The sequence below is a fragment of the Streptomyces sp. NPDC005784 genome, assembly GCF_042871525.1.
GTDB lineage: Bacteria > Actinomycetota > Actinomycetes > Streptomycetales > Streptomycetaceae > Streptomyces.
In genome coordinates this window covers 241,422-258,087 of record NZ_JBIAIQ010000008.1, presented here as the reverse complement: position 1 = coordinate 258,087, position 16,666 = coordinate 241,422, and the positions used below count along the sequence as shown (strand labels likewise).

General features: G+C 71.1%; 16 protein-coding genes and 2 pseudogenes. 7 read left to right on the top strand and 11 right to left on the bottom strand.

What is annotated here, in order from left to right:
* Positions 1-62 precede the first annotated feature (62 nt).
* Positions 63-767: a GAF and ANTAR domain-containing protein gene (locus ACFYR3_RS16785; protein WP_355850614.1), complete on the top strand. Its 705-nt coding sequence runs from the start codon at positions 63-65 to the stop codon at positions 765-767.
* Between the two features lie 29 nt (positions 768-796).
* Here the strand turns inward: ACFYR3_RS16785 and ACFYR3_RS16780 are convergent, their stop codons facing one another.
* Positions 797-2,011: a phospholipase D-like domain-containing protein gene (locus tag ACFYR3_RS16780; protein ID WP_355850617.1), complete on the bottom strand. Its 1,215-nt coding sequence runs from the start codon at positions 2,009-2,011 to the stop codon at positions 797-799.
* 495 nt (positions 2,012-2,506) lie between these two features.
* Here ACFYR3_RS16780 and ACFYR3_RS16775 point away from each other — a divergent pair, with 495 nt between their 5' ends.
* Positions 2,507-2,917 carry an ATP-binding protein gene (locus ACFYR3_RS16775; protein WP_389283557.1) on the top strand — a complete coding sequence of 137 codons (411 nt, stop codon included), beginning with the start codon at positions 2,507-2,509 and terminating at the stop codon, positions 2,915-2,917.
* A gap of 240 nt (positions 2,918-3,157) precedes the next feature.
* Here the strand turns inward: ACFYR3_RS16775 and ACFYR3_RS16770 are convergent, their stop codons facing one another.
* The 6 genes and pseudogenes from ACFYR3_RS16770 to ACFYR3_RS16745 form a co-directional block, all read right to left on the bottom strand.
* Positions 3,158-4,927, bottom strand: a complete 1,770-nt coding sequence (locus ACFYR3_RS16770) for a PP2C family protein-serine/threonine phosphatase (protein WP_389283555.1) — start codon at positions 4,925-4,927, stop codon at positions 3,158-3,160.
* On the bottom strand, positions 4,924-5,997 hold the full coding sequence (locus ACFYR3_RS16765) for a SpoIIE family protein phosphatase (protein ID WP_389283553.1): 1,074 nt from the start codon (positions 5,995-5,997) through the stop codon (positions 4,924-4,926). Before ACFYR3_RS16765 ends, ACFYR3_RS16770 begins: the two co-directional genes overlap by 4 nt.
* The gene (locus tag ACFYR3_RS16760) at positions 5,994-6,389 is read right to left on the bottom strand and encodes an anti-sigma regulatory factor (protein WP_355850807.1); all 396 of its coding nucleotides are present in this window, start codon (positions 6,387-6,389) and stop codon (positions 5,994-5,996) included. The genes ACFYR3_RS16765 and ACFYR3_RS16760 overlap by 4 nt, the downstream gene beginning before the upstream one ends.
* Positions 6,390-6,436: 47 nt before the next feature.
* A complete protein-coding gene (locus ACFYR3_RS16755) occupies positions 6,437-6,856 on the bottom strand; it encodes an STAS domain-containing protein (protein WP_356785837.1) in 420 nt (139 codons plus the stop codon).
* Positions 6,853-7,752 (bottom strand): STAS domain-containing protein, encoded by a 900-nt coding sequence (locus ACFYR3_RS16750; RefSeq protein ID WP_355850629.1) that lies wholly within the window; start codon positions 7,750-7,752, stop codon positions 6,853-6,855. Before ACFYR3_RS16750 ends, ACFYR3_RS16755 begins: the two co-directional genes overlap by 4 nt.
* A gap of 137 nt (positions 7,753-7,889) precedes the next feature.
* Positions 7,890-8,108 (bottom strand): annotated as a pseudogene (locus ACFYR3_RS16745) (phosphatase); the annotation flags it as partial.
* A gap of 198 nt (positions 8,109-8,306) precedes the next feature.
* Here ACFYR3_RS16745 and ACFYR3_RS16740 point away from each other — a divergent pair.
* Complete coding sequence (locus tag ACFYR3_RS16740; RefSeq protein ID WP_355850632.1) at positions 8,307-8,738, top strand: MarR family transcriptional regulator; 432 nt, start codon at positions 8,307-8,309, stop codon at positions 8,736-8,738.
* 93 nt (positions 8,739-8,831) lie between these two features.
* On the opposite strand, the gene ACFYR3_RS16735 is transcribed toward ACFYR3_RS16740, so the two are convergent.
* On the bottom strand, positions 8,832-9,179 hold the full coding sequence (locus ACFYR3_RS16735) for an STAS domain-containing protein (protein ID WP_355850635.1): 348 nt from the start codon (positions 9,177-9,179) through the stop codon (positions 8,832-8,834).
* A 222-nt stretch (positions 9,180-9,401) separates the two neighbouring features.
* Here ACFYR3_RS16735 and ACFYR3_RS16730 point away from each other — a divergent pair, with 222 nt between their 5' ends.
* The 3 genes from ACFYR3_RS16730 to ACFYR3_RS16720 all read left to right on the top strand — a co-directional run bounded on the left by ACFYR3_RS16730 (position 9,402) and on the right by ACFYR3_RS16720 (position 11,999).
* Positions 9,402-9,863 carry a MarR family winged helix-turn-helix transcriptional regulator gene (locus ACFYR3_RS16730; RefSeq protein ID WP_355850638.1) on the top strand — a complete coding sequence of 154 codons (462 nt, stop codon included), beginning with the start codon at positions 9,402-9,404 and terminating at the stop codon, positions 9,861-9,863.
* A gap of 500 nt (positions 9,864-10,363) precedes the next feature.
* On the top strand, positions 10,364-11,179 hold the full coding sequence (locus ACFYR3_RS16725) for an ATP-binding cassette domain-containing protein (protein WP_355850810.1): 816 nt from the start codon (positions 10,364-10,366) through the stop codon (positions 11,177-11,179).
* Positions 11,139-11,999, top strand: a complete 861-nt coding sequence (locus ACFYR3_RS16720) for an ABC transporter permease (protein WP_355850641.1) — start codon at positions 11,139-11,141, stop codon at positions 11,997-11,999. Before ACFYR3_RS16725 ends, ACFYR3_RS16720 begins: the two co-directional genes overlap by 41 nt.
* A gap of 339 nt (positions 12,000-12,338) precedes the next feature.
* Here ACFYR3_RS16720 and ACFYR3_RS16715 read toward each other — a convergent pair whose 3' ends face one another.
* On the bottom strand, positions 12,339-13,001 hold the full coding sequence (locus ACFYR3_RS16715) for a hypothetical protein (protein ID WP_389283549.1): 663 nt from the start codon (positions 12,999-13,001) through the stop codon (positions 12,339-12,341).
* 469 nt (positions 13,002-13,470) lie between these two features.
* Here ACFYR3_RS16715 and ACFYR3_RS16710 point away from each other — a divergent pair, with 469 nt between their 5' ends.
* Positions 13,471-15,399, top strand: coding sequence for a trypsin-like serine protease (locus tag ACFYR3_RS16710; protein ID WP_389283547.1), 1,929 nt, complete (start codon positions 13,471-13,473; stop codon positions 15,397-15,399).
* 455 nt (positions 15,400-15,854) lie between these two features.
* On the opposite strand, the pseudogene ACFYR3_RS16705 reads toward ACFYR3_RS16710, so the two are convergent.
* Positions 15,855-16,181, bottom strand: a pseudogene (locus ACFYR3_RS16705) (MFS transporter); the annotation flags it as partial.
* Between the two features lie 6 nt (positions 16,182-16,187).
* Positions 16,188-16,649, bottom strand: coding sequence for an ArsI/CadI family heavy metal resistance metalloenzyme (locus ACFYR3_RS16700; protein ID WP_389283545.1), 462 nt, complete (start codon positions 16,647-16,649; stop codon positions 16,188-16,190).
* Positions 16,650-16,666: the final 17 nt, after the last annotated feature.

Genomic DNA, 16,666 nt, shown 5'->3' with positions numbered 1-16,666 from the left:
GGGTGGCAAGATGGAATCCCAGGTGAAGGCTGGTTGGGTTTCGACGAATGAGCGGGTGGCCCATGGCGCACGAGTCCGGCGAAGTCTGGGAGAAGTTTGCCGTCGCCTTGGCGGACATGGCACGGGACCTGCTGGCCCAGGACTCGGTGCAGGCCACCTTGGACCGGATCGTGGATCACGCGACGGTACTGATCAACGGGTGCGACGAGAGCGGCATTCTCACGGTTCGCCGCGGCGAGGTCAGTGCGCTGGCCGCGACCAGCGACGTCGTGCGCATGGCGGACCGTATCCAGCAGGACCTGCAGGAGGGCCCGTGTTTCGACGCCGTGACCGAACGGCAGCAGCTCTACGCCATCGAGGACCTGCGCCGGCCGAACGAGAAGTGGTCCCGCCTCGCCCCCGAACTGAGGAAACTGGGGATGGGCAGCATGATGGGCTTCCTGCTGTTCACCGACGAGGACGAACTCGGCGCCCTCAACGTGTACTCGCACCGTCCGAACATGTTCGACGAGACGGCTCAGCGAGCCGGCTGGATCCTGGCCTCGCACGCCGCCGTCGCGCTCTCCGCGGCCCGTACGCACCAGCAACTCGGCCAGGCGCTGGAGACCCGTCACGAGATCGGTGAGGCGATGGGCATTCTCATGGAGCGCCACGGTCTCAGCGAGGAGGACGCCTTCGGCGTGCTGAAGAAGGCCTCCCAGGACCACAACATCAAACTGCGGGAGATCGCCCGCAAGGTCTGCGAGACGGGCGAGCGCCCCACCTGATCCGCCACGCCCACGAGTGACGGCACGCCCTAGAGGAAGCGGCGCAGCGGGGTGACGGCCAGTTCCTTGGCGCGCTGGAGCGGGGACCTGTGCCGCCAGCGGGCCGGTTCGATGGCCACGGCATGCTCCCGGTCCACGTCGAAGTCCCGGTCGAGAGCCGCGGTGAACGCCTCGTCGAGCACGGCGAGCATGACCTCCTCGTCGTGTTCCATGGACCGGCGGTTGAAGTTCGTGGAGCCGATGAGGGAGGCCACACCGTCCACCGTCATGATCTTGGTGTGGAGCATGGTCGGCTGGTACTGGCGGATCTCGACACCGGCGTCCAGGAGCGCGCCGTAGTGGTGCTGACCGGCGAGTTGGCAGGCCCGCTGGTCGGTGTGCGGACCCGGCAGCAGGATCTCCACCCGGACACCGCGGCGCGCGGTCGCGCACAGCAGGTCCACGAAGAAGGCGTCGGGGGCGAAGTAGGCGGTGGCCAGACGGAACCGCTCCTCGGCGGAGCCGAGCATCACGCGGATGAGGGTCTGCATGTCCTGCCAGCCGAAACTCGCGGAGCCCCGCACCACCTGGACGGTCGCCGTGCCCGGCTGGTCGTGACCGGTGAAGCGGTCCCGGTCGTCGAAGAGCTCGTCGTGGCACTCCGCCCAGTTCTGCGCGAACGCGGCGGCGATGCCGTCCACGGCGGGCCCCCGCACCTTGACGTGGGTGTCCCGCCACTCGGAGGGACCGCGGGCGTCCCCGCACCACTCCTCGGCGATGCCCACGCCCCCGGTGAACGCGGTGTGCTCGTCCACGACGAGTGCCTTGCGGTGGCAGCGGTGGTTCTGCTTCAGGGGCGAGAGCCACAGCGGTTTGCGGAACCACGCGACCTGTACGCCGGCGGAGGTCATGGACTCCAGCAGGTCCTGCTCGATCCGCTTCGCGCCGAAGCCGTCCAGCAGCAGCCGTACCCGAAGACCCGCCCGGGCCCGGTCGGCCAGGGCGGCGGCGAAGTCGCGGGCTATCTGGCCGCGCCAGTACACGAAGGTCATCATGTCGATGGTGTGCTCGGCGGACCGCACGGCGCCGAGCATCGCGGCGAAGATCCGGTCGCCGTTGCGCAGCGGAACGAGCTCGTTCCCCTCGGTCGCGGCGATGCCGAGGAGGCGCTCCAGGCGTCTGCGGAGCCGCTGCTTGCGCCGTCGCGCCTCTGCCGGGTCGACCGCTCCGTTCGTCTCGACTCGTGCCGTGATGGTCTGGGACATCCGCCGTCTCCTGTTGTCCGTGCCGCGTTCCGCCTCGTCGCTCCGGGCCTGTGAGGAGCGGTGATGGGGTGGTGGCCCCTGCCGGGACCTGCCCGACGGGGCCACCACCCTCCCGCTCGACCGTGACGGCCCGGGGTCGCCCGGCCCCTTCGACCGCCATGGGAGCGACGTCGCCGAAGCGCCCCTGAGCGCTCGCGACGTGTGCTCTGGTGCCCCCGATCCGCCGCGACAGTCCACTGCGGCCCCCGCGACTTCGACCCCGGGGCAGCCTCGACCCGTGCCGAGGCGGCCTTCGCCGCTTCGGCGGGGCCGGGAGAACGGTCCGCAGCCGCTCGGCGAGGGCACCTGTGACCACGGTGTGAAGGTGGGGGAACCCGTGACATGGGCTCCGGCGGTACGGGAAGAAGGGGAACAGCCTGCCCGACACGCCGGACCGACACGGAGTGGCGCCGCTGCGCGGCGTTCGGGCGGGAAGCACGCAAGGGAGGTGAAGGGATGACCACCGTCGAACCGCCCTGCGACTTCGGCCCCGTTCCCGGTGCGAGGCTGGAGAGAAATCCGCAGGCCGCCGTGCACGCCCGGCGGATGGTCCGGACGTTTCTCGGAGGGCTGCCCCGCCAGGTGCCGCGGGAGGCCGCCGAGGCCGTCACCCTCGTGGTCTCGGAGCTGGTGACGAACGTGGTGCGCCACGCGCGTGGCCGACTGTGCAGCGTGGATCTGTGGGACATGGGCCACGGAGTGGGCATCTCCGTCTCCGACGACGACCCCGAGCCGCCGCGTCCGCGGCGTCTCGACCTGACCGGACAGGGCGGCTTCGGCTGGCCGCTGGTGCGCCGGCTGTCCTCCGAACTGACCGTGCTGTCCCGCCCGGACGGCAAGACCGTCCGCGCCGTCGTGAGCTTCTGACACGTCCCGCTCCTGACGACTCGAGGAACGAGCGTCTAATCCGGGGTCCGCGACCTCGCCTGCCCGGCCCCCTTCGAGCCGCCGGCGGCGTGAATGCGGTCCGGCGGACGTCTCCGGAGGCGGACTGCGCGCGTTCCAGGGCACATGCCGTACGACAAGTCGCCGAGCGGCGGCCGGACGGGTGGGGCCGGGATGTGCGCCCGCGTGACGAAGCGCTGCCCGGCGGGGGCCGGGCTGGTGTCAGGCGGACGTCTGCTCGGGGATACGGGGCTTCGCCGGGCCGCCGACATGGCAGAGCAGCAGACAGACGTCGTCGTCCCGTTGCGAGTCGCGGAGCATCGGCTCCAGGATCCGGTCGGCGGCGCCCTCCAGATCGTGGTCCAGATCGGCCGCGCCCTCCCCGGACAGCGCTTCGGCCAGCCGCCGGATGCCCGGGTCGATGCCCTGGGCCCGCCGCTCCACCAGACCGTCCGTGTACAGCGCGAGCGTGGATCCCGGCGGAAGCTGCGCCGTGCGGTCCTGGATCTCCTGGTGCAGCGGGATGCCCAGCATGGCACCGGGTCTGGCGTCCAGGACGCGCACATCGCCGTCCCGAGTGCGCAGCACCGGCGGTGGGTGCCCGGCGGCGGCCCAGGTGACGGTGGTGTCGTCCGGGTGGAAGCGGGCGATGACCGCCGTGGCGTACAGATCGGGCTGGAGATGGTGCAGGAACACGTGCAGGCGCGTGAGGAGCCGGCCCGGGGTGCCGCCGTCGACGGCGTACGCCCGCAGGGCGGTGCGCAGTTGGCTCATCATGACGGCCGCGTGCAGTCCGTGGCCGGTGACGTCACCCATGACGGCGACCAGACCCCCGTCGGGCTGGCGGAACGCGTCGTACCAGTCCCCGCCGATGTTCAGACCGTGGGTGGCGGGGAGGTAGCGCGCGGCCAGGCTGAGCCCCGGTGTCGTGGGGAGGTCGGTGAGCAGGGCGCGTTGCAGGGTCTCGGCGATGTCCCGGTTGTGCTCGAAGCGCTGGGCGTGGTCGATCGCGATGCCGGCCCTGCGGGCGAGCTCGACGAGCATCACCGCGTCGTCCGCGCTCCACCGCTCCCGAGGCGGCGTCAGCGTCAACACGCCGAGGGGGGTGTGGCGGCTCGGCAGCGGGATGCACAGCAGCGGCTGCTCCGGGTTCAGCGCGGAGGGAGGCTGGTCGTCGACGCCGGGCAGACCGCTCGGATGGTCGGCGGCGTACTGCGGGCGGCCGGTGCGGGCGGCGGCGACGGCGGCCGCCGGGTGGGCGGCGTGTCCGCGGGCCAAGGTGTCGTCGGCGAAGAGCCATACGTCGACGCTCCGGGCGTAGTCCGGCACGAGCAGCCGCGGCAGCCGGTTCAGGATCTCCTCGTGGTTGAGGGAGGCGGTGAGGGCGGCGCTGGCATCCGCGAGGAAGGTCAGTCTGCGCCGGGCGCTCTCGGCTTCGGTACGGGCCTTGCGTTCGGCGCCGAACAGTTCGCGCTGGACCCGGTCGGCCGCGTCGAGCTCCGCGTGCAGTGCGAGCACGCCCTGGTTGGTCTGGTGCAGTTCCTCCCGGTGGAAGGCGACCAGCCGCTCCTGTTCGGTGAGTTGGTCGAGTACCCGGGAGGTGTCGTCGTCGGCGCTGAGCAAGGCATCGGCGAAGGCCGTTCGGTCGCGAGGCACCCGGGGCGTGCCGTCGTCGTGGCACGGTTCCGGGACGCCGACACTCGCCTGCCAACTCGGTCTGTTCTCCGCCTCGTTCGGCCCCGCACCGTTCGCCCCCGCGTCGACGGTGACCGTGAGCCGGCCCGCGCGCCCCGCCGTCGAGGGCACGGTCGTGCGCAGGGTCAGCCGCCAGAGGCCCCCCTTGACCAGGCACTGCCGCAGCTGCGCGCTCAGCGCGGTGACCAGCCGGGTGCGCTCCAGCGTGGAGACGCCGTGCGCCGCGGCGAGCCGGGCGGCGGCGATACGGGCACGGGCGGCGTCGTCGACCGTGGTGATCTGCCAGGTATGGGTCATGATCGGTGATCCTGCGGGGTGGGGGTCAGTACGGCCACGGTGGTGTCGTCCCGCACCGGGCGGGCGGCACTGCTGGAATCCCGCACGATCACGGCGGCGGTGATCGCGGGGTCCCAGGAGGTCAGGGGGGCGAGGGGCGGCGGAGTCCAGCGGCTGGGCAGGCCGTCGCTGTGGAGCACGAGCAGGCTGTCCGGCGTCCAGGGCAGCCGGCACTGCGGCAGCCGCGCCGGACAGTGGGCGCCGACGATCCCGGGGTGGGACAGCAGCGGACGCCAGCTTTCGCCGGAGCGCAGCCGGGCTCCGATGTTGCCGATCCCCGCGAAGTCGAGGTGCTTGGTCGCGAGATCGAGCCGGGCCACCGCGACGGCGGCTCCCCGGGTGTCGCGCAGCGCCGTGTGCAGGACTCCGAGCAGTTCCGCCGGCGGCAGATGCGCGAGGTGGCGCAGTTGTTCCACGGCCGTTCCGGACGCCTTCGCGGCTGCCGGGCCGTGACCGAGTCCGTCGGCCAGCAGCAGCGTGATCCGGTCGCCGGAACGGACACAGGCCCAGGCGTCGCCCGAGTACGCGGCGGCCGCGAGGGGGATGTTGATGCCTCCTGCGCGCACCGGCGCGCTCGTGTCGGGGAGGCGGTGTCCGGGCCGGTCCCTGCGGGCCGCGTGGACCCGGGCCACGGCGACGGTGCCCCGGCCCGGCACGGTGTGCACCTCGAAGTGGTCGGCGATCCGGCGGCAGGTTCCGAGCCCCGCGCCGAGCGAGGACGTCGTCGAGAATCCGTCGCGCAACGCGGTCGTGAGGTCGGCGATGCCGGGGCCGTGGTCGATCGCCGCTATCTGGAGGGCCGGGCCGCGTCCGGTGCCGGGGTCCGCGAGGTCCGCGTCCACGGTGTCGATCAGTATCTGTCCGCCGCCCCCGTGCTTGAGCAGGTTGGTGGCCAGCTCGGTGGCGACGAGCGCGGCGACGGCCGTACGGTCGCGGCCGAGTCCGGTGTGGTCCGCGGCGTCCTCGGCCGCCACCCGGACGTCCCGGACACGGGTGGAGTCGTGGACGGGTACGTCCCAGACGCGCGTCATCGGCTCTCCTCGCGAGGGCGCGGCGCGCCGGCGGTCCAGCAGATCACGGTCACGGCCGTGCCCTCGCCGGGACGGCTGTCGATGGAGAACTCGTGCACCAGGCGCCGGGCTCCGCCCAGTCCGAGGCCCAGGCCGCCGCCTGAGGTGTAGCCGTCGCCGAGTGCCCGCTCGATGTCGGGGATGCCGGGGCCCTGGTCGGAGAAGGTCAGGCGCAGCCCTCGCGCCGCCCCCGCCTCCAGCACGGTGGACTCGACCTGGCCTCCTCCGCCGTGCACCAGGGTGTTGCGCGCGAGTTCACTGGCCGCGGTGACCAGCTTGGTCTGATCCACGAGTCCGAAACCGAGCTGGGCGGCTGCCTGGCGCACATGCTGACGCACCCACGCGAGATCCATGTCGCTGCGGATCGGCAGGCAGGCGCTGACACGGCCGGAAGTGTCCGTCACGGGCTCTCCTGCCGTGCTGGGCTGTGGTGAAGGGTCGTCGACGCCGGGGAGAGCAGGCGCATGGCCTCCTCGGCATTGAGCGCGGTGCGCAACCCGGGCAGGGTGAGGCCCAGTTCGACCAGGGTGATGGCGACGGCGGGGCGCATGCCCGCGACCACAGTCTGCGCGGCGAGCAGCTTCGCGTGCGCCGCGACCTCGGCGAACACGCGTCCCAGGAAGGAGTCGACGATCTCCACCCCGGAGATGTCGATGACCACACCGGTGACGGAACTCGCCGCGATGGCCTCGCCGATGTTCCGCTGCAACTGTTCTGCGGCTTCGTCGTACAGGTCGCCCTGCAGCGTGACCAGGAGGACGGTGCCGAGCTTGAGCACGGGCACCTGGGTGCCCGGGGAGCCGGCGATCGGGGCGCTCACCGCGCGCTCGGGCCGGTACGGTCCTGGTCGACGACGGCGATGCCCTGCCGGTGCAGGGCGTAGGCGAGGGCGTCGGCGAGGCTGGCCCGGGTGACCACCGTGCCGAGGTCGATGCCGAGGTGGACGATGGTCTGCGCGATGGCGGGCCGGATGCCCGAGACGATGCACTCCGCTCCCATCAGGCGCGCCGCGGCCACCGTCTTCATCAGGTGCTGGGCCACCAGGGAGTCGACGGTCGGTACCCCGGTGATGTCCAGGATGGCGAACCGGGCCTGCTGGGCGACGACGGCGTCGAGCAGGCTCTCCATCACCACCTGGCTGCGCGCGCTGTCGAGGGTGCCGATCAGCGGGACGGCCACCACACCGGTCCACAGTTTGATCACGGGCGTGGCCACTTCAAGGAGTTGGAGGCGCTGCCGGTCGATCAGTTCCTGCCCGGCGCTGAGCGCCGTCTCCAGGACGACCAGGCGGAGCGTTCCCAGCAGCGCGGTGAGCGTGACCGCACACTCCTCGGCGAGCTCGCGGGGGCTGTCGGCGAGATCGGCGCTCAGCAGTTCGGAAGCCGCCGGGCGCAGTGCCGCCACCTCGTCGGCGATCCGGGTCGAGGTGGCACCCGTCCGCGCGCGGGAGGCAGCCATGCGCCCCAACTGGTCGCGGACGGTGGCGAACCCGGCGGCCCCGAGATCCTCGACCCGGCCGGCGGCCGCGACCGCGGCGAGCGCCTCCACGACGGCCCGGCCCGCCTCCACCGCCTCGTCCCGGGAGACGGTGAAGACGGTGCGGAACAGCGACTCGTCGGCCCAGCGCTGGGCGATCTGCTCGCGGCGCCGACGCAGGAAGTCACCGACCTCCTGGGCCGACGACTCCTGATGTACCGCTGTCTGGTGGTCCGCCACGTGTTCTTCTCCTAGATCGTGCGCCGTGCCGACATCCGGGATCCGCCGTCCGGCGTGATCTCTTGTCGTACGACAACTGTATTGATGGTCCGAGTGAGTACGGCTCCCGCTCACGTCAGGGCAGGGCGACGGACAGGGGCCCCGAAAGCCCGGCCCGTGGGACTGCTGTGCACCGGAAGGGTCTCCAGGGTGTGCGAAAGGACCGACACGGGCTGGAGCACGGTGAGCCCGTAGTCGGCCATGAGGAGTTCGACGGATCCGGCCGCGCCGACGGCACAGCACGTCACGGACCGCGTCCGGCAACCGGTGGGGGCCGCGGTGCGCAACGCCCGCTCCGCGGCCAGGAATCTGTTCACGATGTCGGATACGCCGTTCTTCGACCAGTACGATGCCGGGTCCCGGCTCCGGGGGAGCCGGCCCATGACGCGTGAGCGCCGGTATTTGACGGTTGGTTCCCGTCGGAGCACCGGCAGGCTGACAGTGCCCTGGAAGACTGGGAGAGTGGGACGGTGACTTCCTCAGCCCCTCGTCCGCAGCCCGGTGAGGTGGCCCGCGTGACCGCCGAGGCGGCCGAGCTGCTGGAGATCCTCTGGGGGCGCGCCTCGACGGCTCCCGTCTCCACGCCCCAGCTGCGGGTGCTGTTCGTCCTGGAGCGCGACGAGGGGATCAATCTGAGGACGCTCGCCGAGGCGCTCGGCTCGACGCCTCCCTCGACCAGCAGACTGTGCGACCGGCTGCAGGCCGTGGGGTTCATCGAACGCGTACCCGGCGCCATCAGCCGCCGGGAACTGCGGCTGTTCCTGAGCGCCAGGGGCCGGACCTTTCTCACGGAGCTGCGCGCCCGTCGCGAGCACGCCGTGGAAGCGGTCCTCGGGCAGATGCCGGCCGGTGACCGGACGGCACTCGTGAAGGGGCTGGCGGCCTTCTGCGCCGCCGCGGCGGCACAGCTTCGCGAGGGCGACGCGATGAACGCCCGCTCCGCCTGAACGGCGCGTCGGCCCGGGGCCGGAACCGGCCGCCGACGGTCCGCGCGGCTCGGTCGCCGCGCGGGGGCGGACCGCCTCACCGGCCGCGCCATCTCAGGCCCCCTCGCCGACGTGGGCGAGTGCGGCGTCGACGCCGTCCAGCGACGCGATCGTGCGGCTGACGCCCGTGAGATCCAGGATCCGCCGGACGACCGGCGCCGGCGACACCAGGCACACGCTCCCTCCGGCGCGTTCGGTCGCGTCGTGCGCCTTGAGGAGGGCGTTGAGGCCGGAGGAGTCCATGAAGGGGACCGCGGACAGGTCGAGCAGCAGGTGCCGCCGCCCGCCGCGTATCTGGTCGGCGAGCCGGTCGCGCAGTTCGGGGGCCGTCTCGACGTCCAGTTCCCCCGCGACGGTGACCAGGGCGATGCCCTCGCCGCACAACGTCACGTCGATGGACACAGGAGCTGGTTCGGCCGGCACGGTTACCTCCAAGGGGGTCCTGACGTATGGGTTCCATCCGGCGCTGGGGACGCCGGCGAGCAGATCATCGGTTACCCGCCGAATCGAGACGCACACCTCGGGCTTCCTCCCATGCTCGTCGGCGTGGCCCTGCTCACGGCTTGCGACCCCTTGACCCTTCCTTTCCCGTATTACCTCTGACACAGAGATATATTTGGACGTGTGGAGTCGGAGTCGGAAGGTTTTCCCGAGGCACTGGCGGACGCCCTGGCCGGACTGCAGCGGCTGATCAGACGGCGGCTGCGCGTCGGCACGACCGGACCGCGGCTGCGCGGTGCCGAGGTCGACCTGCTGCGACTGGTCGTCGACCGGCCCGGGATAGGCGTGTCGGAGGCCGCCAAGGAGCTCTACCTGGCGGGCAATTCGGTCTCGACACTGGTCAACCAGCTGGTCCGGGACGGCTATCTGATCCGGGAGACGGATCCGGCCGACCGGCGTGCCGCACGTCTGCTGTCCACACCCGCGGCCGATGCCCGGCTGCGTGACTGGCGGCAGCGGCGCGCCGTACTCGTGCGGAGCCAGGTGTCCCGTCTCGGCGACGCCGACCGTGCCGCCCTGGAGGCGGCCCTTCCCGCCCTGCGCAAGCTGGCGGCGAACCTGCACGAGGAGGCCGAGGAGACATGACGCGGCACGAGAGCGGACGGACGTCCCCCGCACGCCGGGGGAGCCCGGCAGCCGACGGTGGAGGGCCGACCGCGGGCGGCGACGCGGCGGAGGCGTCCAGGACGCCGGTCCCGGCCGCCAGAAGGGACGCCTGCGCCGCGGACGGGACGGTCCCGGCCCCCGGTGGCACCCCTGACACCGGCGCCGCGGCACCGGGGGCGTCCCTGGACGGCGGCGACCTGTGGCCCGCACGTGCCGAGCCGGACGGCGACCACCTGTCGGTCACTTGTGCCGAGCCGGAAGGCGGCGACCTGTCGGTCACTTGTGCCGAGCCGGAAGGCGGCGACCTGTCGGTCAAGCGTGGCGACCCGGACGGCGGCGACTTGTCGGTCATTCGTGCCGAGCCGGAAGGCGACCACCTGTCTGTCACGCGTGCTGAGCCGGAAGGCGGCGATCCGTCGGTCTATCGTGCCGCTCCGGACGGTGACGATGCGCCGGTCAGGCGTGCCGGCCCGGACGCCGTGTCCTGTGCCGGACTCGTCTACGCCTTCGGCGAGACCACCGCCGTCGACGGACTCGACCTCGCCGTCCGTGACGGCGAGGTGTTCGGACTGCTCGGGCCCAACGGCGCGGGCAAGACCACGGCGCTCCGGTGCATCACCACCCTGCTGCCGGTCCCGGCGGGGAAGGTCCGGGTCTTCGGGCACGACGCCACCCGTGAACGCATGGCCGTACGACGCCTGTTGGGCTACGTACCGCAGCAGCTGTCCGCCGACTCCGGACTCACCGGCCGGGAGAACGTGACCCTGTTCGCCCGCGTCTTCGACGTGTCCCGCCGCGAGCGCGCGGCCCGTGTCGCCCAGGCGCTTGCCGCGGTCGACCTCACCGACGCGGCCGACCGGCTCGCCAAGACGTACTCCGGAGGCATGGTCCGCCGCCTGGAACTTGCCCAGGCACTGGTCAGCGCACCCCGGCTGCTGATCCTGGACGAGCCGACCATCGGCCTCGACCCGATCGCCCGCACCAGTGTGTGGGAGCACATCAACGCCGTACGGGCCGCCACCGGCATGACCGTCCTCGTGACGACCCACTACATGGACGAGGCCGACCAGTACTGCGACCGGGTCGCGCTGATGCACCGCGGACGCGTCCGCGCGCTCGGCACACCGCGGCAGCTGAGGACGGGCCTCGGCGAGCGCCGCGGAACCACGGGCGACGGTGAACTGCCCACGCTGGAGGACGTCTTCCGTGACGTCGCCGGCAGTGGACTCGACGACCATTCAGGAGACTTCAGCGATGTCCGAAGCACCCGCCGTACCGCTTCCCGGGTCGGCTGAGCGCGTCCTTCCCGGGGGCCTCGACCTGCTCGTCGTCCCGCCCAGGGCCCGGACGGGCTGGCGTGTGCTGCCCGCCCGGGTCGCCGCGATGTGCGCGGTCGAGCTCCAGAAACTCCGCCACGACCGCACCGAGCTGTACACGCGGGCGATCCAGCCGGCCCTCTGGCTGCTGATCTTCGGCGAGACGTTCACCCGGATCCACGCGATCCCCACCGGCGGCATCCCCTACCTCGACTATCTGGCGCCCGGCATCATCGCCCAGTCCGCGATGTTCATCGCCATCTTCTACGGCATCATGATCATCTGGGAGCGGGACGCCGGAATCCTCACCAAGCTCCTCGTCACCCCCACACCCCGCTCCGCGCTCATCACCGGCAAGGCGTTCGCGGCCGGGGTGAAGGCGCTGATCCAGGCCGTGGTGGTCGTCGTGATCGCCGCGCTGCTCGGGGTGGCGATGACCTGGAACCCGCTGCGGCTCCTCGGAGTGGCCGTGGCCGTCGTCCTCGGTTCGGCGTTCTTCTCCTGCCTGTCCATGTCGATCGCGGGCATCGTGCTCACTCGTGACCGGCTGATGGGCATCGGCCAGGCGATCACCATGCCGCTGTTCTTCGGCTCCAACGCCCTCTACCCGGTGGCCGTGATGCCGGGCTGGCTGCAGGCCGTCAGCCTGGTCAACCCGCTCAGTTACCAAGTCGACGCCCTGCGGGGTCTGTTGCTCGGAACGCCGGCGCACCTGCCGCTCGACTACGGCGTCCTGGTCGTGGCCGCGGCCCTCGGCATCCTGTCGGCGTCGTCACTGCTGGGCCGGCTGGCCAGGTGAGAGCGGGGCTCGGGACCCGGCCCCGGAGGGGCGTTGCTTGAGGTTGGCGGCAACGGCCAGGAGAGGCGCATCCCCGCCTGCCGTCCGGACCGGCTGATGCGGCAACCCCACGATCTCGAAGAGTTCTTGCACCTTGCCGACCAGCACAGCATCACCCCGCACGGCCAGGCCAACCGCCGAGATCTCACCGGTCCCGGCGACCGGTTCTTCCTCCGCACCGAGGTGGCACGCTCCCAGCTGGTGCCGCCAGTGAGCTTGAGGGTCGGTGTGGGTGCGCGGGCCGCCCGATCGCGTCAACGCAGCAGCGATCCAAGCCGGCCGACGAGCGGCGAGGCGCGCTCAGGCGGAGCGTGTGCGGCGGGAGTTGGCCCACAGAAGAAGTGCGGCGCCAGCTGCGATGGCGACGAGTACGCCGCCTGCGGCCCAGGCCACCGTGCCGGTGCGGGATGTCCCGGCTGAGTGCTTTGCAGCTTGCTGAGAAGCGCAGGCTTTTCCGGATGCGGCGGGGGCGATACGCAGACGGGCCCATGGTTTGTCGGGGCCGGCCTGGTCGACGTCGTGCCGGTAGACGACGTAGATGCCGGGTGCGGAGTCGCAGGTCAGGGTGGTGGTGGCGGTCAGGACAGCCTTGGCGCCGCGCAGGACGGGGCGGTCGGTGAAGGCGCGGGAGGTGAGGGTGATATCTCCGTCCGATCCCTCGTCGTCGTTGTCCGTGATCGTAATGCGGCTGCCGGCCCGGAAGGTCCGCACGTCCCATTCCGACTGAGGCCACGTCCTGTCCGGAGCCCAGCGCTCCTCCAGCCTGGGCGGAGGCAGTTTCCCGGCCTTGTTCCGGCAGGCGCGGCGTGCCGCCTCGTCGGCGGGTTCCACGCGCACCTGTGCCCATCGGAACGGATGCTCGTCCGGGCCCACGTCTCCGGCGCCGCGTTGCGTCACCGGGTAGGTGCCAGGCCGGGCGTCGCAGGCGATGGTGACGGTGGTGGTCAGCACCGGATGCATCATGCGCAGCTTCCCTGCCGCAACGAACGCAGGGGAGTTGATCGTTGCGAGGTAAGCGGCATCGCTGGCCGCGGTGTTGACCGTCAGTGTGTCGCCGGGATGCACCGAGCGGACACTTCCGAACGGGAGCGAGGGTCCGGGTGGCGAGGCCGAGGCCGGCCCGGCTGCCAGGAAGGGGAGCAGGAGAGGGAGTGCCGCCCACGCGGTCCTGCGGAGTCGGTCCATCGTTGCGCCCTGTCCTCTAATTTGATGCCATGTCGGTTATCGCTCACTAGTACACTATCGCCACTCGATTGAACATATGTGCGGGTTCTGGGTAGTTCAGGGCCCGCTCACTGTTCGGCCCTCTTCAAGACGGAAAGGCATCTTCTTGCGTTCCAGATGCAGATGGATTCAAGCCCTTGCGCTCGGACTGGGTGCAGGAGTTCTCGGCGCCGGGACGGCATGGGCCGGGACAGGTGATCCGTCACCGGTGGTCTCCGTCCCGCTGGCGGCCTCCGCATCACCGAAGACTCCCGGCACCGGGCCGCAGGTCCCGCCGACGCTGTCCCCGCCGTCGTCGACGGTCGCGGGGGCCGTCGACCCGACCGACTCCGCCACCCCCTCGGACGCCTCGACGCAGCCCGCCGAGCCGTCCCCCTCGCAGTCTGCCGAGCCGAACATCTTTCCCTCTCCCTCGGACGGACCGAGTCTGAGCGAGGAGGAGAAGTACTGGACGGCGGAGCGCATGGCCGATGCGGTCCCGGTCGATGACCCGCCGGACCCCGCTCCGGCCGCCTCGAAACACGGCATCACGGCCGGCGCCGCCGCGCACCGGCCGCCGCCGTCGGGCACCCCCGCCCCGGAACACTTCCTCGGCCACCCGATGGTGGGCACGTTCTTCTTCGACGGCAAGCCGCTCGGCGGCCCGAAGACGTACTGCACGGGCAGCGTCGTGCACACGGCCGCCAAGGACATCGTCCTGACCGCCGGACACTGCGGGCTCGGCCTGAAGTCAGCCACCCACCGCATCTTCGTGCCGCGCTACCGCATCGGCCGGCCCGCCGCCGAGCAACCGGACGGCGTTTTCCCGGTGTCCCAGCTCTACATAGACCCGCGCTACGAGAGGAACAGCAAGAAGGCGGTCTCCGACCTCGACCTGGCTTTCGCTCAGGTCGGCCCCAACAGCCGGGGCAAGGTGGAGGATGTCACGGGAGCCCTGACCTTCACGCCGACCAGCAGCTACCACCACAAGGTCACCGTCATCGGCTATCCCGACGACGCCGGTGTCAACCCCGACCACGTGCCGGTCCGCTGCTCCGTCAGCACCTCTCAACTGCCAGGATTCCGGCAGATGCGCATGACCTGCACCGGGTTCTACGGTGGTGTTTCCGGCGGCCCGTGGATCGAGGACTACAACAGCACCAACGGCACCGGCAAGGTGATCGGCAACACAGGCGGATACAACGGCGGTGGCAACGACGCCAACGACGACTGGGTGACCTATTCGCCGATCTACGGCAAGGACGCCCAGGACCTGTTCGCCGACGCCGCCGCGCATCGGAAAGTGGATGACCACAAGCCGCCGTACCAACCGTCCGGAGATCCCTGGCTGCCCGGCGCGGCGACCACCTGGCAGAACGCCAACCTGATGGCCTCGGACGACTTCCGCCAGACCGGCCACAGCGACATGATCGTGGTCTGGTCCGACGGTGAGGTCACGCTCTACCCCGGCAACGGACACGGCGGCTACGATCCCGAGCGGCAGCTGCTGCCCAAGAACTCCACGTGGAAGAAGGCCAAGACCATCACGGCGGGCGACTTCACCGGGTCCAACCAGTTCGACCTGCTGGTCCGCTGGGTCGACGGCGAGGTGACACTGTACGGCGACGTCGGATCCAAGGGACTGAACTGGGCCGGCACCCAGATGATCAAACCCAACGGCCCCTGGAAGAACGCGACTCAGATCGCCGCGGGCCGCTTCGCCGCCTCGAAGTACGTCACCGACCTCGTCGTGCGCTGGGTCGACGGTGAGCTGACCCTCTACACGAACGTCAGCGCCGGCACCTTCGGGCAGGAGCACCAGCTGAAGCCGAAGAACGACACCTGGCGGGACGCCACACTCCTGACGGCCGGTGAGTTCTCCGGCAACCAGAAATGGGACCTCATGGTGCGCTGGACTGACGGCGAGCTCGACAACTATGTCGGTACGACGACCTCGGGCCTCGGCGGCGAGCATCGCATCCTGGACCCCAACGGGCGCTGGAAGCACGACGCGGCCATGACGACCGGCGACTTCACCGGCAACGGCCGTACAGACGATCTCGTCATCCGCTGGTCCGACGGCGGGACCACCATGTACACCGATACCCTCGCCGACCAGCTGGGAACCGAACACATGCTCGTCGCCCCGACCTCCTGAGCCCACCCGAACCACGCAGCCGGGCACGGGACGACCTCCGCGCTGACCAAGGCTTCGCTGGACCGCGCAGAGCTCTGAGCACGAGCAGACAGATCCGGACGGCACTGCGACGTCCTTCAGAACGCCGTCCCGGTCCTCATGGCCGAAGTGAAAGACACGCCCGGCAACGACGCGTCCGACCGTGGCATCGCCGCTGACCGGTCGTGGAACCCGCCGGGGGCAGAAGCACGGCGAAGCCCCGGGCCCACAGACCCGGGGCTTCGTGCGGCCGCCGGTCGTGGCGGCACCGCGCGGGCTCTTTCCGTCAACTGCCACCGCCCGCCGAGCCTTCTGCCGGGCCGGGATGCGGCGGATGGTCGTCTCGCGAGGCACCGGCCGGGTGCCGCTCAGCGGGCAGCGGCGCGCGCCGAGACGGCCCAGGACCGCCGGTGGCGCATCGGCGGCCCACCGTAGAAGTTGGGGGCTACGGCGATGATCAGTACAGACGCGACCGCGAGCAGCGAACCGGTGGTCATGACGGCGCGAGGTCCTCGACGGTCGAGGATGCGACCGACCGGTATACCCGCAAGGGCCGAAGTGAGCAGGGCTGCGGAGAACGCCGCGGTCGTGGCACCCCTCGACCAGCCGGTGTCCGCTGTCAGGTGCGGGAGGAGGACGGGAAAGGCGTAGTAGACGACTCCCCAGCTGGTGATCTGGGTGACGCACAGGGCAGGCAAAGCGGCGCGAGGCCGCGACCGGTCCCCGGTTCCGGTCGCGGCCCCGCTGGTCCGAAGGTTGGTCATCGACGGTCAGCAGCAGCTTGCCGCTGAGGTCGTCGACCCGTCCGGGGCGTCCTCGCTCGGGCCGGTGCAGCAGGTGCTGCCCTGCTGCTTGGCCAGGGAGTCGGCGTCGGCTTTCACGACGTAGACCTCCCAGGGTTCCTGTCCCGGGCCGTGGACCCAGACCTTGTCCTGGAGGGCGTAGCAACAGGTGGTGTCGTTTTCCTCGAGGGTGGCCATCCCGGCTTCGGCGAGCCGGGTGGTGGCCGCGTGCACTGCCTCGGTCGTGTCGACCTCGACGCCGAGGTGGTCCATGCGGGTGTCCTGTCCTGCGGTGCCTTCGATGAGGACGAGTTTGAGCGGGGGCTCGGCGATGGTGAAGTTGGCGTACCCGTCGCGGAGTTTGGCGGGCTCGGTGCCGAACAGCTTGGTGTAGAAGGCGATGGACGCGGCGAGGTCGGGGACACGGAGGGCGAGCTGTACGCGGGACATGGCGAGCCTCCTGCTGG